This is a genomic window from Psychroserpens sp. (assembly GCF_045105015.1).
Lineage (GTDB): Bacteria > Bacteroidota > Bacteroidia > Flavobacteriales > Flavobacteriaceae > Psychroserpens.
The window spans coordinates 12,209-31,123 of record NZ_JBGCCX010000137.1 but is presented as its reverse complement, the minus strand read 5'-3'; the positions used below and the strand labels follow the sequence as shown (position 1 = coordinate 31,123).

Annotated in this window: 16 protein-coding genes; 9 read left to right on the top strand and 7 right to left on the bottom strand. The window is 30.9% G+C overall.

The features are described from left to right. Positions 1-114: 114 nt before the first annotated feature. Entirely contained in the window at positions 115-3,333 is a 3,219-nt protein-coding gene (locus tag AB8B90_RS10370) for a CHAT domain-containing protein (RefSeq protein WP_405336574.1), read from the bottom strand. Positions 3,334-3,565: 232 nt separating this feature from the next. After that, entirely contained in the window at positions 3,566-3,949 is a 384-nt protein-coding gene (ytxJ, locus tag AB8B90_RS10365; protein WP_405336572.1) for a bacillithiol system redox-active protein YtxJ, read from the bottom strand. A 173-nt stretch (positions 3,950-4,122) separates the two neighbouring features. Here ytxJ and clpB point away from each other — a divergent pair, with 173 nt between their 5' ends. Further along, positions 4,123-6,732: an ATP-dependent chaperone ClpB gene (clpB, locus tag AB8B90_RS10360; protein ID WP_405336570.1), complete on the top strand. Its 2,610-nt coding sequence runs from the start codon at positions 4,123-4,125 to the stop codon at positions 6,730-6,732. A gap of 192 nt (positions 6,733-6,924) precedes the next feature. On the opposite strand, the gene AB8B90_RS10355 is transcribed toward clpB, so the two are convergent. Then, entirely contained in the window at positions 6,925-7,551 is a 627-nt protein-coding gene (locus tag AB8B90_RS10355) for an OmpW/AlkL family protein (RefSeq protein ID WP_405336568.1), read from the bottom strand. Positions 7,552-7,746: 195 nt separating this feature from the next. Here AB8B90_RS10355 and AB8B90_RS10350 point away from each other — a divergent pair, with 195 nt between their 5' ends. Then, the gene (locus AB8B90_RS10350; RefSeq protein WP_405336566.1) at positions 7,747-8,343 is read left to right on the top strand and encodes a TetR/AcrR family transcriptional regulator; all 597 of its coding nucleotides are present in this window, start codon (positions 7,747-7,749) and stop codon (positions 8,341-8,343) included. A gap of 49 nt (positions 8,344-8,392) precedes the next feature. Then, positions 8,393-8,902: an acyl-CoA thioesterase gene (locus AB8B90_RS10345; RefSeq protein ID WP_405336564.1), complete on the top strand. Its 510-nt coding sequence runs from the start codon at positions 8,393-8,395 to the stop codon at positions 8,900-8,902. Positions 8,903-8,974: 72 nt separating this feature from the next. Here AB8B90_RS10345 and AB8B90_RS10340 read toward each other — a convergent pair whose 3' ends face one another. After that, a complete protein-coding gene (locus tag AB8B90_RS10340; RefSeq protein ID WP_405336562.1) occupies positions 8,975-9,556 on the bottom strand; it encodes an OmpW/AlkL family protein in 582 nt (193 codons plus the stop codon). Between the two features lie 383 nt (positions 9,557-9,939). Between AB8B90_RS10340 and deoC the strand changes: the two genes are divergently transcribed. The 3 genes from deoC to AB8B90_RS10325 all read left to right on the top strand — a co-directional run bounded on the left by deoC (position 9,940) and on the right by AB8B90_RS10325 (position 11,909). Continuing rightward, positions 9,940-10,596, top strand: a complete 657-nt coding sequence (deoC, locus tag AB8B90_RS10335) for a deoxyribose-phosphate aldolase (RefSeq protein WP_405336560.1) — start codon at positions 9,940-9,942, stop codon at positions 10,594-10,596. A gap of 32 nt (positions 10,597-10,628) precedes the next feature. Further along, a complete protein-coding gene (gene deoD / locus AB8B90_RS10330) occupies positions 10,629-11,327 on the top strand; it encodes a purine-nucleoside phosphorylase (RefSeq protein WP_405336558.1) in 699 nt (232 codons plus the stop codon). Between the two features lie 72 nt (positions 11,328-11,399). Then, positions 11,400-11,909 carry a phosphoglycerate mutase family protein gene (locus AB8B90_RS10325; RefSeq protein WP_405336556.1) on the top strand — a complete coding sequence of 170 codons (510 nt, stop codon included), beginning with the start codon at positions 11,400-11,402 and terminating at the stop codon, positions 11,907-11,909. Here AB8B90_RS10325 and AB8B90_RS10320 read toward each other — a convergent pair. Further along, positions 11,902-12,648 carry a DUF6503 family protein gene (locus AB8B90_RS10320; RefSeq protein WP_405336554.1) on the bottom strand — a complete coding sequence of 249 codons (747 nt, stop codon included), beginning with the start codon at positions 12,646-12,648 and terminating at the stop codon, positions 11,902-11,904. The two genes, AB8B90_RS10325 and AB8B90_RS10320, sit on opposite strands and share 8 nt — an antisense overlap. Before the next feature lie 114 nt (positions 12,649-12,762). On the opposite strand from AB8B90_RS10320, the gene smpB reads away from it, so the two are divergent. Next, positions 12,763-13,221: an SsrA-binding protein SmpB gene (smpB, locus tag AB8B90_RS10315; RefSeq protein WP_405336552.1), complete on the top strand. Its 459-nt coding sequence runs from the start codon at positions 12,763-12,765 to the stop codon at positions 13,219-13,221. A gap of 169 nt (positions 13,222-13,390) precedes the next feature. Continuing rightward, positions 13,391-15,862: a DUF5686 and carboxypeptidase regulatory-like domain-containing protein gene (locus tag AB8B90_RS10310; protein WP_405336550.1), complete on the top strand. Its 2,472-nt coding sequence runs from the start codon at positions 13,391-13,393 to the stop codon at positions 15,860-15,862. Positions 15,863-15,864: 2 nt separating this feature from the next. Here the strand turns inward: AB8B90_RS10310 and AB8B90_RS10305 are convergent, their stop codons facing one another. After that, positions 15,865-17,142, bottom strand: coding sequence for a T9SS type A sorting domain-containing protein (locus AB8B90_RS10305; RefSeq protein WP_405336548.1), 1,278 nt, complete (start codon positions 17,140-17,142; stop codon positions 15,865-15,867). A 3-nt stretch (positions 17,143-17,145) separates the two neighbouring features. Then, positions 17,146-17,787, bottom strand: coding sequence for a protein-L-isoaspartate(D-aspartate) O-methyltransferase (locus tag AB8B90_RS10300; RefSeq protein WP_405336546.1), 642 nt, complete (start codon positions 17,785-17,787; stop codon positions 17,146-17,148). 157 nt (positions 17,788-17,944) lie between these two features. Between AB8B90_RS10300 and AB8B90_RS10295 the strand changes: the two genes are divergently transcribed. Next, positions 17,945-18,904: a Gfo/Idh/MocA family protein gene (locus AB8B90_RS10295; protein ID WP_405336544.1), complete on the top strand. Its 960-nt coding sequence runs from the start codon at positions 17,945-17,947 to the stop codon at positions 18,902-18,904. Positions 18,905-18,915: the final 11 nt, after the last annotated feature.

Genomic DNA, 18,915 nt, shown 5'->3' with positions numbered 1-18,915 from the left:
ATGATTCTATAAAAAGATATTTAAATATATTAAAACTAGCTTTGTTTTCAAAGGAAATATCTTTCAAATGATAATACTTGAATTTTAAAAATATGCGAACAAGACTTAAGTTCTCTACTCAAATAATACAAAAGCTGCCCATTTTAATGGTTCATTATAATATTTTTCTTGCATAGTTCGTTGTGCAAAAGAAAACGCTTTTCTCACTTGTTTATCTTTAATCCAGCTTTTATAAAACAAGCTCATGAACTCAGCTGTTTCTGAATCAGGCACTTGCCACAAACTCATTACAATAATATCAACTCCAGCCATTTTAAAGGCGCGTTGCAACCCATACACACCTTCACTACTATCAATATCTCCTAGTCCTGTTTCACATGCGCTCAAGACAACCATATCTGTGTTAGATAAATCCATATTTGAAATTTCCATAGCTGTTAAAATCCCATCTTCTTTTGTGTTCGGATTACTACCATGTTTCCATGTATAGTTTGCTCCAGCTAAAATAAGTCCTGAACGTAATAAAGGATCTTCTGACAATCGGTATTGATCTTCGGTACTTAAATTATATTCATTGATATCTTCAAGATTTAAATTCTCATAAAAAAAGCCGTGTGTTGCTATGTGAATAATGTTAGGACTATGACCACTAATCGATTTAAAATTAGCTTCCGTAGCCTGTTTTCCAGATAGAACTTTACTCGATTTGTTATTTGTTAAAAATAAATCATGTAACGTATTGACTTCACCTAACGCTCCTTTTAAATGTGTCCAGCTCTCACCTCTACTTCTTGTTGCTTTTGTGCTTATCAATGCTTCAGAATTTAAAAATTTATAGTTACTGGTCATTTTAGTTACACTATCATTATCATTTAGTTCAACATCATAATCAATACCACCTATAAATAATGTAAAATCAGATTTTGGTTCTGTAATTTCTTTAGCAAGGATTGCCGAACTACTTAATTGTACTATAGGGTAAATTTGTCCCAAAGACTTCTTATTAATTTTTCTGAGAGCTGAAAATTGAATTTGATTTAATAACCCAGAAGGAGAAAAGTAAATTGTATCGCTTTTAGAAACATGCTTATTAATAGGCTTCCAAATTAAATCGTATAAACGTGAACTATTATAAAGCTCATTGGGTTTTGTGTTTTCTAAAATTGAACTTAATTCTCGCTCTTCAAATAAATAAGTGATTTTTGGAGTTTTCCAATTTCTTTTGTAAATGTATGCAGCATACATTATATTATCTGTTTTCATATTATTATTAGACAGCACAAAGTTTGTGAACTCTATTACAATTGAATTATCATCTAGTTTATCTCGTGAATCTTTCCAATCCTTAGATAATTTTAAAACATCTCCAAACTCTAAACTATAGCGCTTTACTAGCTGAGATTCTTCTGAATTTATATGTACTTTTAGGCTATCGGTATCTACGGTTCTTTCAATAATAGGTTGACTTAACACTTTAGCCAATAAACGTTTATTGTTTCTATAATCATCTATTTTTAATTTAACTTCTAAGTCATCTAATGTTCTTAGCTGACTTAATACATCTTTGGAATTATTTAATAACAACCCTTTCAGCATTAATTGGTTGTTTAAGTTTAATTCGTTCCAAGAATTTTTTATTTTTGGATTACTGAAAGGAATAGATTGCATGTCATCAAAATGTTTGAAAATTACTTTTAAAAATGCTTTTTTTTCAGTTTCACTCCTGAATTTAAAAATTTGATCCAATTCTTTAATCAATACTTCATTTGAAGTCTGCATTATAGGAAGCGCTTTTTGATAATCATTCAAACCAATGTACGTATGCCCCAAACTTTTTAGCATCATACCATAATCAGGATGCGCTTCACTAAACTTCAATTTAATATTTGTTGTTGCATTTTTGAGTAATGGCAAAGCCTCTTCAAAACGAAATAAGTTATTATAGGCATTAGCTAGATTAAATTGACGATTGTAAAACGCTTCAGTATCAAATGTTAAATTATTTTTAGCTAAAGCTATATTTTCTTGCATTAATGAAATAGCTTTTTCTTCTTGACCTAATTTCAAGAGTGTTTTAGCATAATCGTTGAGTTGATAACCATACTGTGGGTGATTATTATCAAATCTATCTAAGAAAATAGTTAACGCTTCTTTAAAAAGCTCTTCTGCTTTAGTATAATTTCCAATGCTGTAGTAATAATCACCAATATTATTAATAAGTTTTCCGTAGTCATCATGAGTCTTTTCATGAGTTTTTTCCATGGCATCTTTAGCAGCATTGTAAAATTCTAATGTTTTTTGTTTTTCGCCCAGTCTATTATATATATACGCTATATTCTGCAATCTAGTGCCATAACTTGTACTTGTTGGTTTTGTTAAATTGATAGATTTCTTTGAATAAAACAGAGATTTCTCATAATTACCAATTCTATCATAAGCTTGTCCAAAATTATTATAAAGATTTGGAAGAAATTGACTTTTAGCACCTAGTATCGTTTCTACTTCTTTAAGTAGAGCAATTTCTTTTTTAAATTCATCAACATTATGATACAAAATTGATAACGTATAAATTGCAACAGCATAATAGATGTCATTCTTCTGTTCATCACTAAAACTATCAACTACATCTTTTTGAAGTACGATTGCTTTGCTATACTCACCTGTTTTTTCATATATCTGGGTAAGATTTGTAACAGCATTTGTATAATCAGAATTCTTTTTTCCTGAGTAGGATTCAATTATAGAAATTGACTCTTCAGCAGTAGTAATAGCTATTTCATAGTTGCCTTGACTCTTATAAATTGCGGATAAATCTGAAAGGCATCTACCATACTCAATATGTGTTTTACTATAAAGGTTTTCAATAAGGCTCAGTGAAGATTTCAAATATTTTTCAGCTAAAGTATAATCTCCAATAGCTCTGTAAGTCATTGCTATACTATTTAAGTTTTTAGCAAACTCTATATTCTTATTTTTTCCTTTTTGTTTAAATACATCTAATGCTTCTTGAAAGTAAAAAATTGCATCTTCATATTGCTCAATGAAACGACATAAATTTCCAAAATATATAGACTTATTAGCATAATTGAGTGTGTTATCTTTGGCGTTTTGTTTAAGTATATCAAGCGAAGTTTTCACTAATGGAAATGCTTCTTGTCTCAATTCTAATTCTACATAGGATTTTCCTAGATTGAATAGTGTATTTGTTTTTTCTGAAAGGTATTTTGGAGAAAAGTTTTCGGATATGGTTTTAGCCTCAATAAAAGCAAGTTTAGCAGCTTCAAAATCAGTCGAATCTAGCGCTAAAAGACCTCTATTATAATTAGATGCCAAATCACTATAATCTTCCTCTTATGCCTGAACAAAATTTATAAAAAGAAAACACAAACAATCTAACTGCTTACGAATCAAATTAGGTATTGTCATAATAATTAATAGCTTAATTAATTATAACTAAAGTTTATTAAATTAAAGGTAGAGATGGTTATAGTGTACTTAAAGATTAAAAATACTGTAATAAAATAAGTATACCAAACTATACAAATCGTATATGAATCATAACGCATTAAGCAAACTTTACTAAATCTACTTCATTAATAGCTCCATGAGATGCATAAGCCACAGTAACTCCATTTTTTATAATGAGCAATTGAGGTGATTGATGCATCACTTGAAATTTATAACCTACTTCATTAGAGACATCACGATGACTTAATAAATCCAAATAATACAAATCTATATTAGCATCTAAATCATACATACTCACAAACTGATTCATAACCATACTACTTATTCCACAGCGTGTTGAGTGCTTAAAAACAACTTGAGTTTTAGTTTTAGAACGCTCACTAATATCTTCTAATTGAGATATACTATTTAAAGCTTGCCAAGGCAACACTTTTTCATCCTTAGGTTCAGAAGAACCAAATATACTTTTTAAAAATCCCATGATCTGTTTTTATAGTTAAGTCGTAAACTATTTGACAGCTTACACCCTGACGAAACGTCATTAGATATTACACAAAACCAGTCATTTTGTCGTTAGTTTTCTGCAAAACTGATTTGGTAAGATTATTGACTTATCACTATCGAAATTACTAATAATAAAATTAAATCATACATATGAACTTTAATAATTATACTATAAAATCTCAAGAGGCAATCCAGCAAGCACAACAGCTTGCTCAAAGCTTGGGACATCAGCAAATTGAAAATGAACACATTTTTAAAGCCATTTTTGAAGTTGACGAAAACGTTTTGCCATTCATACTAAAAAAGCTTAACGTTAATATTGATGTTTTAAAATTAGCCTTAGATAAGCAATTGGAGAGTTTTTCTAAAGTATCTGGAGCAGACATTATGCTTTCAAGAGATGTAGGAACAACACTCAATGAAGCGTCAATTATTGCAAAGAAGATGAATGACGATTATGTGTCTGTTGAACATTTAATTCTTGCAATTTTTAAATCAAAGAGCAAAATTGCACAAATGCTTAAAGATCAAGGTGTCACTGAAAAAGCCTTAAAAAGTGCCATTGAAGAATTACGTAAAGGCGATCGAGTGACTTCTCAAAGTCAAGAAGATACCTATAATTCACTAAATAAATATGCTAAAAATTTAAATCAGTTGGCTAAAGATGGAAAGCTTGATCCTGTCATTGGTCGTGATGAAGAGATTAGACGAATTTTACAAATCTTATCTAGACGTACAAAAAACAACCCGATTTTGGTAGGTGAACCTGGAACTGGTAAAACTGCAATTGCAGAAGGCTTAGCTCATCGAATTATTGATGGAGATATTCCAGAAAATTTAATCGATAAACAAATCTATGCTTTAGATATGGGAGCCTTAATAGCTGGTGCAAAATTTAAAGGTGAATTTGAAGAACGACTTAAGGCTGTAATCAAAGAAGTTACCACAAGTGAAGGTGATATTGTTTTGTTTATAGACGAGATTCATACATTAGTAGGTGCTGGTGGTGGACAAGGTGCTATGGATGCTGCGAATATTTTAAAACCTGCTCTCGCTAGAGGTGAACTTCGAGCTATTGGTGCCACGACTCTTGATGAGTACCAAAAATATTTCGAAAAAGATAAAGCTCTCGAACGTCGTTTCCAAAAGGTTATGGTCAATGAACCTGATACTGAAAGCGCTATTTCAATATTGCGAGGAATCAAAGAAAAATATGAGACACATCACAAAGTTCGTATAAAAGATGATGCTATTATTGGTGCAGTTGAATTATCTGAACGTTATATTACTAATCGTTTTCTTCCGGATAAAGCGATTGATCTTATGGATGAGGCAGCTTCTAAACTTCGAATGGAAATTAATTCTAAGCCTGAAGAGTTAGATGTTTTAGATAGAAAAATCATGCAAATTGAGATTGAAATTGAAGCCATCAAGCGTGAGAAAGATGAAGTAAAACTTAAAACACTTCGAGCAGATTTAGCAAATCTTAAAGAAGAACGTAATGAGCTTAATGCCAAGTGGAAGAGTGAAAAAGAAGTGGTTGATAATATTCAAAATGCAAAATCTAATATTGAAGACTATAAATTAGAAGCTGAACGTGCTGAACGCGAAGGCGACTATGGAAAAGTAGCAGAAATACGCTACGGAAAAATTAAACAAGCTCAAGAGCAATTAGAAGCTCTTCAAAAAGAATTGCAAGAAAATCAAAATGAAAGTTCTTTAATTAAAGAGGAAGTTACTTATGATGATATTGCGGAAGTTGTAGCAAAATGGACTGGAATCCCTGTAACTAAAATGTTGCAAAGTGAACGTGATAAACTCTTAAAACTAGAAGATGAGTTACATAAAAGAGTTGTAGGACAAGAAGAAGCAATCGTTGCTGTTAGTGATGCTGTAAGACGCTCAAGAGCAGGTTTACAAAATCCACAAAAACCAGTAGGTACTTTTCTTTTCCTAGGAACACCTGGTGTAGGAAAAACAGAATTAGCTAAAGCTCTTGCTGAATATTTATTTGACGATGAAAATGCGATGACTCGAATTGATATGAGTGAATATCAAGAACGTCATAGTGTGAGTCGCTTAGTCGGTGCGCCTCCAGGTTATGTTGGTTATGATGAAGGTGGACAATTAACTGAAGCTGTGAGACGTAAACCCTATTCAGTAGTATTATTAGATGAAATTGAAAAAGCACATCCAGATACATTCAATATTTTATTGCAGGTATTAGATGAAGGTCGATTAACAGATAACAAAGGTCGTGTTGCCGATTTTAAAAATACAATCATTATTATGACTTCAAATATGGGAAGCCATATCATTCAAGAGCGTTTTCAAGCAACAAAAGATATTGATTCTGCTATGGAAGCAGCTAAAGTTGATGTCTTAGGATTACTGAAACAAAGTGTCAGACCCGAATTCTTAAATCGAATTGATGATACGATTATGTTTACCCCTTTAACAAAAAAAGATATCTCAGCCATTGTTGGGTTACAATTAAAAGGTGTTCAAAAAATGATTGCAAAACAAGGCATAACATTTGACGCAACGACAGAAGCAATGGCCTATTTAGCAGAGAAAGGTTATAATCCAGAATATGGTGCAAGACCTGTAAAAAGAGTGATTCAAAAAGAAGTATTAAATGCGCTAAGCAAAGAAATTTTATCAGGAAAAATCACAACTGATAGCATTATACTACTAGATGCTTTTGATAACAATCTAGTATTTAGAAATGAAGCAAGCTTTGTAGCAGAAGAATTTTAAAATATTGTGTAACAAAATATTAATATAATAGTCTTTTAAGTGGTTGGTTAGTTGAAAAGCAATGCGAATTTTAGAAATAAAATAAGCGTTGCTTTTCTGTTATAAGAATTGAGTACAATTTTAAATACTGACAAATAAAAAAATGAGCCGATATCGACTCATTTTTTTATTTTAAATCTATTAATAAAGTGATTAGAACTTCATTCCTACACCAAAACCAATAATAATTGGATCAACATTAACTTCTGCTGTACTGGTAGAGTCATTATTTGCTGTCACTTCAGTTTTAAGAAAGACTTTTTTAAAGTCAAAATTAATAAACCATTTTTCGCTTAAGTTATAATCTAAACCTGCTTGAATTAAATATCCAACTTGATTTTTGTAATCAATAGAATTTAAATCTCCAGCATCTTCGTTATAAAAAGAAGTGTAATTTATTCCAGCTCCAACGTAAGGCTTGAAATCATTAGAATAAAAATGATGTTGTAATGATAATGTTGGAGACAATAGTGAAATACTACCAAGGTTATTACCATCCGCAATTTTCACATCGTGAGTTGACGTCGTTAGCATTAATTCAACAGACATCTTTCTACTTAAAAAGTAAGTAATATCAATTTCTGGGGCAAATGCCGTAGATAATTCAACTTCAATTCCGTCAACATTATCATAAAAGTATGTTGCTGGATCTACCATAACAACTCTAACACGAGCTTGCCATTTATTATAATCTTCATCATTAGTCTTTTCTTCATCTTGAGCTTGTGCATTGAAGACAAACAAACAAGTTATAATTGTGCTGAGTATTAGTTTTTTCATAATGTAAGCGGTTTAATATTTAATGCAATATATATGATTTAAAGATTAATGCAAAAATATTATATAAATACTGTTAAAAACATAGGGATTATTCTTGTTTTAGATACAGGCTGTACTTTATTTAAATAAAAACAACTAATACAGAAAAAATAAAATTAAAAATATACCATTCGGTATATTTTGTATATTTGTATTATGTTGACCAAATCAGAACATACTAAATTACACATACTAAGAACAGTTGCTCCAATATTTAATAAAAACGGGTACGCTGCTACTAGTATGAGCGATATAACAAAAGCAACAGAATTGACAAAAGGAGCTATTTATGGCCATTTTAAAAATAAAGAAACATTATCCGTTTCGGCATTTAAATTTAATGTAAAGCAAATGATGTCTAAAATTACTGAACATTTATCTACCAGTGATTCTCCAATAAAAAAGCTATACTTAATTTCAGATTTTTATCGTAATTATTATTCTTTTAGCAAGAAACTTGGAGGTTGTCCAGTGTTAAATATTGGTGTTGATGCAAACAATCAAAACACACTTTTATTAAAGAATGTTAGAATAGTAATTGAACGTATTCAAGACCAAGTGGCCTCAATTATTGAGGATGGAATTGAATTAGGTGAAATATCTTCTGAAATAAATGCAATGCAGTATGCTAAACGCTTAGACACATTAATACAAGGTGCAATCTTTATGACCTATACTATGAATGATGATTACTATATGGAAGAAACAATGGATCAAATTGATCACATGATAACTAACGAAATGAGACTATAAAAAATTTAATCTAAAATATACCGATTGGTATATTTATAATACCATACAAATGAAACTATTAAAAACTGTAACCAGTGAAGCCAGAATCAGATTTCAAGATTGCGATCCTTTTAATCATTTAAATAATGCCAGTTATATTAATTACTTTTTGAATCATCGTGAAGACCAATTATTAGAACAATACAATATTAACATCTACCAAATGGCACAAAAAACAGGAATTAGTTGGGTCTTAAAAAGCAATCAAATAGCTTATCTCAAACCCGTTTTATTAATGGAAAAAGTTTTAATTGAATCACAACTTATTGCATTTGACAAAAGTAATTTAAAAGTTGAAATGCGAATGTTTAATGCTGATAAGTCTCATTTAAAAGCTTCTTTATGGTGTAATTTCACTCATTTTAATTTACTAAAACAACAAAAAGAAATACATAATGAAAGGTTTAAGACTTTATTTGAATCTATACTAAACCCAGTAAATGAAACTATTTTTGAGGATAGAATTTTAACTTTAAGAAGAAAAAACACTAGTGCACATCAAAAAAGCGAACCTAAATAGATTCACTTTTTTGATATAAAAACTTTGTTTTTAACGTCTTTAAAACTTCATTCCGACACCTAAACCTATAACTCAAGGATCAATTCCTACTTCTGAACTCTCTGTCGCACCTTTTGGTGTTACATCTGTTTGAAGAAATAGTTTTTTAATATCTAAGTTTAAGAACCATTTTTCATTTAAATTATAATCCACACCAGCTTGTAATGAAAAACCAACTGTATTTTCATAGTCTAGGTCTTCTAAATCTCCACTATCGACTCCATAAAAAATAGTATAATTTATACCTGCACCTACATAAGGTTTAAAGTCATTTGCATAGAAATGATATTGTAAATTAAGTGTTGGTGGTAATAACCAAACATGACCTAAGTCTGCAACATCTTCAATTTCTACTTCATGCTTAGTTGTTGCTAATATTAATTCTGCAGCAATATTTTTATTGAAAAAATAAGTAAAATCAAATTCAGGTGTAAATGCAGTAGAAATATCTACATCTGCACCATCAATATCATCACTTGGAGAAGGAACTACAGAAAGAACTCTAAAACGAACTTGCCATTTATTATAATCATCGTTAGATGTTTCTTCATCTTGAGCTTGAGTGTTGAACACAAATAAACAAGCTAAAACTGCACTAAAAATTATTTTTTTCATAATATCTATGTTTTAATATTTAATGCAAAAATATTCCGCAAAACAAGAATAAATACTGATATAAATCATTGTTTAACATCTATAATTAATTCAGATTTTTAAAACCTAAATAAATTATTTCACATTTTGATTTTCAAGAAAACAACTAATAAAAAAAAGTTTAGACAACTCCCTTTTTGTGGATTAATTAAATTTTAAAAAAAATATTCGACGAACTGCACAATAAAAATTAAGTTTTAACATTAGTATTCGTATATAAGTATTAACTTTGAAATGCTATTAATTCCAACTTCAGCTTAAGACAATAATTACATTTTGTTATAGCTATCCCTCAGCTTATAAAGAGTTTTTAAGTTATTTTCAAATACCTACTAAAGAATACTATGGAATTAAATAAATACATTGACCACACCCTGTTAAAGGCTACAGCCACTGAACGAGACATTATTGATTTATGTAATGAAGCTAAAAAATATAAATTCTTCTCAGTATGCATTAACAGTAGTTTTATACCATTAGCAAAACAATTACTTAAAGGATCTTCTGTTAAGATTTGTACTGTTGTTGGATTTCCACTAGGAGCTACTGCCACTGAAACTAAAGTTTTTGAAGCAAAGCAAGCTATTACAGCAGGAGCACATGAAATAGATATGGTTTTAAATATTGGTTTTTTAAAGAGTAAAAACTATGTTGAAGTCTTTAAGGACATTAGTGATGTAAAACTTGCCATCGGTAAAACCACGCTTAAAGTTATCATAGAAATAAGTGAATTATCTAAAAATGACATTGTTAAAGCATGTGAAATCTGTTTAGATGCTAAAGTTGATTTTGTTAAAACTTCTACAGGTTTTTCTAAAAGTGGAGCAACACTTACTGCTGTTAAAATCATGAAGAAAACAGTAAAAAATAGAGCTAAAATAAAAGCATCAGGAGGAATTGGTGACTTAGAAACTGCAAAAAAATACATTGAAGTTGGTGTTGAAAGAATTGGAACCTCTAAAGGTGTAGCTATTATATCAGAAGAAATGTCTGAAGCTTAAAAGATATCTCTCCTTTTGTTTATATTTGAACCATGAGTGTACATATTGAAGCCAAAAAAGGCGATATAGCAGAAACTATTTTATTACCTGGAGATCCACTGCGAGCAAAATGGATTGCTGAAACTTTTCTAGAAAACCCAAAATGCTTTAATAAAGTTAGAGGTATGCTTGGTTATACAGGTACCTACAATGGCAAGTCAATTTCAGTCATGGGAACAGGAATGGGAGTTCCGAGTATTTCTATTTACACACACGAATTGATTACTGAATATGGTGTTAAAAATTTAATCCGTGTTGGTAGTGCTGGTTCATATCAAAAAGATGTAAAAGTTAGAGATATTGTTTTAGCAATGGCTGCATCTTCAAACTCTGGTATAAACAATTCAAGATTTGATGGCGCATATTACGCACCTACTGCTAACTTTGATTTGTTTATTAATGCTGTAAACATAGCCAAGGAAAAAAACATACCTATCAAGGCCGGAAATGTTTTATCGTCTGATGAATTTTATGAAGATGATAGTGATTCTTACAAAAAATGGTCAAAATTTGATGTTCTTTGTGTTGAAATGGAAGCTGCTGGTTTATATACTGTTGCTGCAAAACATGATGTTAAAGCTCTTGCTATTCTTACAATTTCCGATTCATTAGTGACTGGTGAACACACTAGCAGTAAAGAACGAGAAACCACATTTAGAAGCATGATTGAAATTGCACTAGAATTGGCTTAACAATAACTTTAATAAATATTTGCTAGAGCTCTTTTCCATTAATAAGTTAATTTGATTTAATATTCATCAACTATGAAACATATACTAATACTCGCCTTTGCTTTCTGTTTAATTGTACCTGCTAATGCCCAAGAAGATAATAAATCGACTACAACCACTTATTATCTGATTAGACATGCAGAAAAAGACCGTACAGACAAAAGCAATAAAAATCCTGATTTAACTAAAGAAGGTCATTCTAGAGCTGAAAATTGGAATAATGTTTTTCAAAACATAACATTTGATGCTGTGTACTCTACCAATTACAATCGTACCATACAAACCGCTACTCCTACTGCTAAGTCACAAAGTTTAGAGATTAAGTCTTATGATCCTAGAAATCTGTTTTCAGATGAATTTGCAAATGAAACTAAAGGTAAAACGGTTTTGATAGTCGGACATAGTAATACAACTCCAATGTTTGTTAATGCCATTTTAGGTGAAAAGAAATATGAATTTATTGATGATAACGATAACGGCTGCTTGTTTATCGTTACAATTACCAATGAAGTAAAAATTGATCAAGTACTAAAAATCAATTAACCTTTATATTCTTTAATTCAATTTTAGAAAGTAATGTTAGAGCACCATCTTCAAACAATTTTGGAAGTTCTTTTAGAGTCTTAATTTTATCGTTTGGTTTGTAATTATTATAATCTAAAAAACGAATATCATTAATAAAACGTTCGTTATAAGCTTCTCTAAAACGCATTCCCTTCCCATCAATCTCATTATATGAATACGCTAAATAACCAAGCTTAAATGATTCACTATTAATCCAATACACAAAAACATCTTCGTAATCCTCGCCTCCGCCTTCTTTATGAAATGTCACCTTTATAGCGTAATGCTTTTCATTATTAATTACAACATCATCTAGACGTTTTTTATTCACAGCTTTATCATTTAATCCGTATGGCAATACTGAAAAATAATGAACCGAATTTACAGATGCTGAATAGTTTACTTTCATAGAATCTTCAACAAAAACTGCTTCATTAGTATTGATATGCCTTTCGAACCCATCGTTACTAAGCACATCAAAAATCGAATCTTTATTATTTTCAATAGTCATACGCATAAGCATAAATTTTCCCTTATCTCTATCTGCATAATAATATTTGTCTCTAAAATCAAATCCAATTTTAGATATTCCAACCTTTTCGCTTCCAGAAATTTGAATTGATTTATTGATGATAAATTCAGCTGAAAGCTGCTCATTATCTAAATTTTTACAGTTCAAAAGAAAAGTAGCAAAGACAGAAACTAGTATGTATTTCATTATGTTATATTTTAATAAACTCTAAGTCGTAAAGTTAGTTTTCCAATTACATAAAATAAAACTTATAAGGTCTAAACTTTTAACTTATAACTATAAAAACTACCTTTGCTTTCTATGCACAAACCAGTAAACATAAAGAATAAAAAAGCCAAGTTTGAGTACGAAATACTTGATACTTATACTGCTGGTATTGTTTTAACTGGTACCGAAATTAAATCGATTAGAGATAGTAAAGCTTCTATAGCAGAAAGCTTTTGTGAATTTAATGATCGAGGTGAATTATTTGTTATTAATATGACCATTCAAGAATATGTTTATGGTAATTATTACAACCACAAACCAAAAGCAGAACGAAAATTACTTCTAAATAAACGTGAGCTTAAAAAATTAGAAAAAGAGGTTAATATTAAGGGTAATGCTATTATTCCACTACGATTATTTGTAAATGAAAAAGGTTTAGCAAAATTAGAAATTGCTCTAGGTAAAGGTAAAAAACTATATGATAAACGTGATACCATAAAGGACCGAGATAATAAGAGAAACCTTGACCGCATCAAAAAAATATACAAATAACATTGTTTCCTTTGGCATCGTATTTGTACGAAAATATTTAACAATTACATTAGTTTTATTTATGATTGTTTAACAATCAGCACGTATTAAAATGTCTAAGTTTGGCATTAGCTAGGCAACCCTTTTAATTAAAAGTACGTCTATTAATAAAAGACCATCAATCAACTCTATGAAGACAACTCTACTCTCTGCATTTGCATTACTTTGCACAATCACAACATTTTCACAAATTAAAGGAACCGTTACTAATACTAAAAGTGAACCTTTACCCTTTGTAAATATTTTCATTGAAAACACCTATAAAGGTACTACTAGTAATGAAGATGGTAATTATGAACTCAATATTACCACACCAAATACTTACACTGTGGTTTTTCAATTCTTAGGCTACAAGACAGTAAAAAAAACAGTGACTATTGAATCTTTTCCATTTAACCTCGATGCTGAATTAGCTGATGAAGAAATTTCATTAAATGAAGTCGTTGTAACTGCTGGAGAAAATCCTGCTAACAATATCATAAGACAGGCTATTGCTAAACGAAAAGAAAATCTTGAGAAGATTAAAAGCTTTAAAGCTGATTTCTATTCTCGTGGTCTAATTAGAATTAAAGATGCTCCTGAAAAAATTCTTGGTGAAGAAATCGGTGACCTTGGTGGTGGTCTAGATTCTACTAGAAGTGGTGTGATTTATTTATCTGAAACCATCTCTAAACTTGAATATTTAAGGCCAAATAAACTGAAAGAACGAATCTTAGCTTCTAAAGTAAGTGGTGACGACAAAGGCTTCAGTTTTAATAATGCTATTGATGTCGAATTTGAATTGTACAACAACTCCATCGAACTTGGAAACCAAATCATATCACCAATAGCTAATAATGCCTTTGGTTATTATAGTTATACTTTGGAAGGTGTCTTTTATGATGACAAAGGACATTTAATCAATAAAATTAAAGCAACACCTCGTCGTAAAAACGATCCAGTGTTTGAGGGTTTTATTTACATTGTTGAAGACCAATGGACAATTTATGCGGCCGAACTTGACATTACTGGTATACAAGCCAAACTTCCAGCTGTAGACAAAATCACTCTAACACAAAATTATTCGTATTCTGAACAAGATAAACTCTGGACTAAAATATCTCAAAACATCGATTTTAAATATGGTTTATTTGGAATAAAAGGCGATGGAAGATTTACAGCTGTATACAGTAATTACATCATCAATCCAGGTTTAACAAGAAAAAACTTTAGTAAAGAAATTGTGTCTTTTGCAAAAGAAGCCAATAAAAAAGATTCTATGTTCTGGGAAACAGTAAGACCAGTTCCGCTTACAGATGAAGAAGTTAATGACTACATCAAAAAAGATAGCATTCAAATTATAAAAGACTCTAAAGTATATAAAGATTCTGTAGATGGAGTGAATAATAAATTTAAAATTGGTGATATTCTTGGCGGCTATAATTACAGCAATACATACAAGAATTGGAGCGCAGGAATCACCTCTCCTATTGAAGCTATTAGCTTCAATACTGTTCAAGGTTGGAATGGAAATATTGGTGGTTATTTCACTAAAGCCTATGACGAAGATTATAATCGCTACCTAAGTATTAACGGGAATATGAACTATGGCTTTAGTGATGATCGCTTGCGTGGTACTATATCAACAACATATAAATTTAATAATATTAGTCGACCATTTTTAACAATTTCTGGTGGAATCCAAGCTACACAATTTAACGGCACTAATCCTATCTCAAGGATAGAAAATACTGTTAGCAGTTTGTTTTTTGAAGACAACTACATGAAGCTTTATGATAGAAGTTTTGTTCAAGCCAGTTATTCTGAAGAGTTATTTAATGGGTTTAGATTTTACTCGACACTCAGCTATGAAAGACGTAAAGCATTATTTAATACTAGTGATCAAGTCTTTTATCCTGAAGGTGATGATATATACACAAGTAATAACCCTTTAAGTGAAGCTGCTTATGGCATTGCACCATTTGAAACACACAATATTGTAAAATTAAATGTGCTAGCACGTATCAATTTCGGCCAAGAATATTTGAGTTATCCTAATGGTAAATATAACATTACTAAAGCTAAATATCCTACGCTATTAGTTGGATATGAAAAAGGCTTAGGTGCAACTATTGATGATTACAATTTTGATCAAATAAAAGCAAGACTTTATCAATCTTTTAATGTATCAAATATGGGTAGATTTAGCTATAATATTAGAGCTGGAAAATTCTTTAATGCAGATGACATATCATTTGTCGACTTCCAGCACTTTAACGGAAATCAAACACATTTTAGTCAAAAAGGAAACTATACAGATGTTTTTAATAATCTAGGGTATTACGATTTGAGTACGAATGATTCATATTTAGAAATGCATGCTGAACATGATTTTAATGGTTTTATTTTAAGTAGAGTACCATTGTTGAAAAAACTAAACTTCAATTTAGTTGTTGGCGCGCATGCGCTATCAACACCAGACAATAAGCCATATCAAGAATACACCATTGGTTTAGATAATATTGGTTGGGGAAAATGGCGCTTCTTACGTGTTGATTACGTGCGTTCTTATCAAAGTGGATTTATGAGTGATGCTGTATTATTTGGATTAAAATTCTTTTAGTACTAATTTTTCAAAAGCTTAAATGTTTCATCTAATTTTTCAGAAGAGACATTTAAAAAATATAATCCAGAAGATAAGTTAGATGTATCAACTTGTGATTGATTTTGAAATTGAGCAACTTGCTTTCCAAAGCTATCATAGATAATAATATCATAATTAGTCAGTTGAGACGCAATTGTGATTGTGTTACTAAATGGGTTTGGGCTAACAAAAAAACCTATAGTATCATTTTCTGAAATGCTCAGTAAATCACAATTTGGATTTGTAGAAGATGTATTTGAAAACGAACCGTTATTGACCGACCAATCTTCCCAAATAACTCCCTGAGAATTTGACCAGTCTGTTAAATCAATATAATTTTCTGCGCTGTAAAGTCCTGGTATTTTCGCCACTTTTATAGCTTCTCCTGTATGATTCCATGTTAGTGGTTGCCCATCAATACAATTTTCTGGCATAAAATTGGCCACACAGTTAGACTGTAAAAAGAATGCAAACTCAGGATAATCTGGATACTCCCCATACACATAAGCTCTTCCCGAATCATCAATACAAACTGCAGTATATTCGTTACAAGCAATTCCAAAAGCGCGTGAATTATTATCGGTTGCATAACGTGCTAAAAAAGCAGCATGTCGACCTCTTCGGTCTGGATCATCATAATGTGTATCAGTAATTACATTTTCTAAAAAAGGAATGTCTAAAAAATCGTTATAACCCAAAGTCATTCTACTATGATATGGATTTGATAGAGCTTGAGCATTAGTAACTGTTCCATTTTCAGCAGAAAAATAACCACCTCCTAAAATTGCCATTCCAGCACTTGTGCCTCCAATTACTCCTCCTTTTGTATTTATAAAGTTATTTAAAACATCTTCCATAGCATTATCCTTAAAATAACTCACATAATCAAATTGATCGCCTCCAGCAAACCAAATGGCTTCAGCATTTGCCACCTTTTGAAGCACATAAGAATCTGTAGCTCCAGCTTCGTTATCAATAACGAAAGTAGTTACAGAATTTAAAGTCACTCCCAAATCAGTAAAAAAATAATCGTTATAGCCATCACTACCAGAAGCTCTTAGAACTACAACATCACCTCCATTGGCTTTATTTAAAAACCAAACCATAGCGTCATCATTTTCACTTGCTCCTCCCATTAAACAAATTCCAAACTCGTGATTCGTTTCTGCATCAACAGAGCTTCCTGTTGCATACTCGGTATAATTTTGAGCAACTATCAGTTTTGTGAATAACACTATTGTCAATGTAATTTTATTCATAAACTAGTTTTTATCTTCTAATAAGGGTACAAATCTAAATTCTCCAAATTCATGTTGTTCAAATTCTTTTGGACCTTTTCTAATAAATAAGGTCATAATTTGAACTGCATCTCCTACAGGAATCACTAACCGACCTCCTATTTTTAACTGACTCAATAAGGGCTTTGGCACAAAAGGTGCTCCAGCTGTTACAATAATACTATCAAAAGGCGCTTCATCTTTTAGTCCAATATAACCATCACCAAAAATGAGTTTTTTAGCTCTATAGCCTAATTTAGGAAGGAACTTACATGTTTTTTTGTACAACTCATGCTGACGTTCAATACTGTATACCTTAGCGCCTAATAAACATAAAACAGCTGTTTGATAACCACTCCCTGTACCGATTTCTAAGACTTTATCATCTTTTGAAATATTAAGCAATTCACTTTGAAAAGCAACTGTGTAAGGCTGAGAAATAGTCTGATCTGCTCCAATTGGAAACGCTTTATCTTGGTAAGCGTGATCTAGAAAACTGGAATCCATAAACAAATGTCTTGGTATTTTACCAATAGCATTTAATACGACTTCATCTTTAATTCCTTTTGCTTTTAAGGTTTCGACTAATTGTTGACGAAGCCCTTGATGCTTAAATGTATCTTTCAAAGTAATTCTATTTACTAGGTAAAAATAATTGAAACATTTTTATGTTGAAAGTTAAATCGTATGGAATTATCAACGCTTCAAAAAGCTGTATTATTTATTATAAAATTCACATAAAAAAACTACGAAAAATCCTATTTTTGTGTAAAACGTAAATACAATGCTAAAAGCTGGTGTTCTTGGTGCTGGTCACCTCGGAAAAATTCATTTAAGACTTCTAAATCAATCTGAAAAATATGATCTAGTAGGATTTTATGATGCAGATGAAACAAATGCAAAAAAAGTAGTTGAAGAGTTTGGCTATACATACTTTGATACCATTGAAGGACTCATAGATGCTGTAGACATGGTAGATATTGTTACACCAACTCTATCTCATTATGATTGTGCTAAAAAAGCTATTGCCAAAGGCAAGCATATATTTATTGAAAAACCCATAACTAATACTGTTGAAGAAGCTGAACACATTAGAGAACTTTTAGCTGAACATGATATTCGAGGACAAGTGGGTCATGTGGAGCGATTTAATCCAGCATTTATAGCTGTGAGAGATCAGGTTAATAACCCTATGTTTATAGAAACACATCGTTTGGCAGAATTTAATCCACGTGGAACAGATGTTCCTGTAGTATTAGATTTAATGATACACGACATCGATATTATTTTGAGTGTTGTTAAATCTAAAGTAAAACAGGTATCAGCAAGTGGTGTTTCGGTTATTAGTGATACACCGGACATCGCTAACGCTCGTATAGAGTTTGAAAACGGATGCGTTGCAAACTTAACTGCGAGTCGTATTTCTCTCAAAAATATGCGTAAAACACGTTTTTTTCAGAAAGATGCTTACATCTCTGTTGATTTTTTAGAAAAGAAATGTGAGGTTGTAAAAATGAAAGATGCTCCAGAACAACCAGGTGATTTTGATATGATTTTACAGAATGCCGAAGGTATCAAAAAGCAGATTTATTTTGACAACCCTGAAATTGCAAACAACAATGCTATTTTAGATGAATTAGAAACTTTTGCTGATGCTATCAATAATAATACAACTCCTATTGTAACGCTTCATGATGGTACGGAAGCCCTTCGTGTTGCAACAATGATAATAGATCAATTTTAACTCAAAACCTT

Excerpts from the sequence above, each read along its gene's own strand:
- ytxJ (WP_405336572.1), bottom strand. The coding sequence starts at position 3,949 with ATGGGATTTTTAAAAAGTATATTTGGTTCTTCTGAACCTAAGGATGAA.
- clpB (WP_405336570.1), top strand. The coding sequence starts at position 4,123 with ATGAACTTTAATAATTATACTATAAAATCTCAAGAGGCAATCCAGCAA.
- AB8B90_RS10355 (WP_405336568.1), bottom strand. The coding sequence starts at position 7,551 with ATGAAAAAACTAATACTCAGCACAATTATAACTTGTTTGTTTGTCTTC.
- AB8B90_RS10350 (WP_405336566.1), top strand. The coding sequence starts at position 7,747 with ATGTTGACCAAATCAGAACATACTAAATTACACATACTAAGAACAGTT.
- AB8B90_RS10345 (WP_405336564.1), top strand. The coding sequence starts at position 8,393 with ATGAAACTATTAAAAACTGTAACCAGTGAAGCCAGAATCAGATTTCAA.
- AB8B90_RS10340 (WP_405336562.1), bottom strand. The coding sequence starts at position 9,556 with ATGAAAAAAATAATTTTTAGTGCAGTTTTAGCTTGTTTATTTGTGTTC.
- deoC (WP_405336560.1), top strand. The coding sequence starts at position 9,940 with ATGGAATTAAATAAATACATTGACCACACCCTGTTAAAGGCTACAGCC.
- deoD (WP_405336558.1), top strand. The coding sequence starts at position 10,629 with ATGAGTGTACATATTGAAGCCAAAAAAGGCGATATAGCAGAAACTATT.
- AB8B90_RS10325 (WP_405336556.1), top strand. The coding sequence starts at position 11,400 with ATGAAACATATACTAATACTCGCCTTTGCTTTCTGTTTAATTGTACCT.
- AB8B90_RS10320 (WP_405336554.1), bottom strand. The coding sequence starts at position 12,648 with ATGAAATACATACTAGTTTCTGTCTTTGCTACTTTTCTTTTGAACTGT.
- smpB (WP_405336552.1), top strand. The coding sequence starts at position 12,763 with ATGCACAAACCAGTAAACATAAAGAATAAAAAAGCCAAGTTTGAGTAC.
- AB8B90_RS10310 (WP_405336550.1), top strand. The coding sequence starts at position 13,391 with ATGAAGACAACTCTACTCTCTGCATTTGCATTACTTTGCACAATCACA.
- AB8B90_RS10305 (WP_405336548.1), bottom strand. The coding sequence starts at position 17,142 with ATGAATAAAATTACATTGACAATAGTGTTATTCACAAAACTGATAGTT.
- AB8B90_RS10295 (WP_405336544.1), top strand. The coding sequence starts at position 17,945 with ATGCTAAAAGCTGGTGTTCTTGGTGCTGGTCACCTCGGAAAAATTCAT.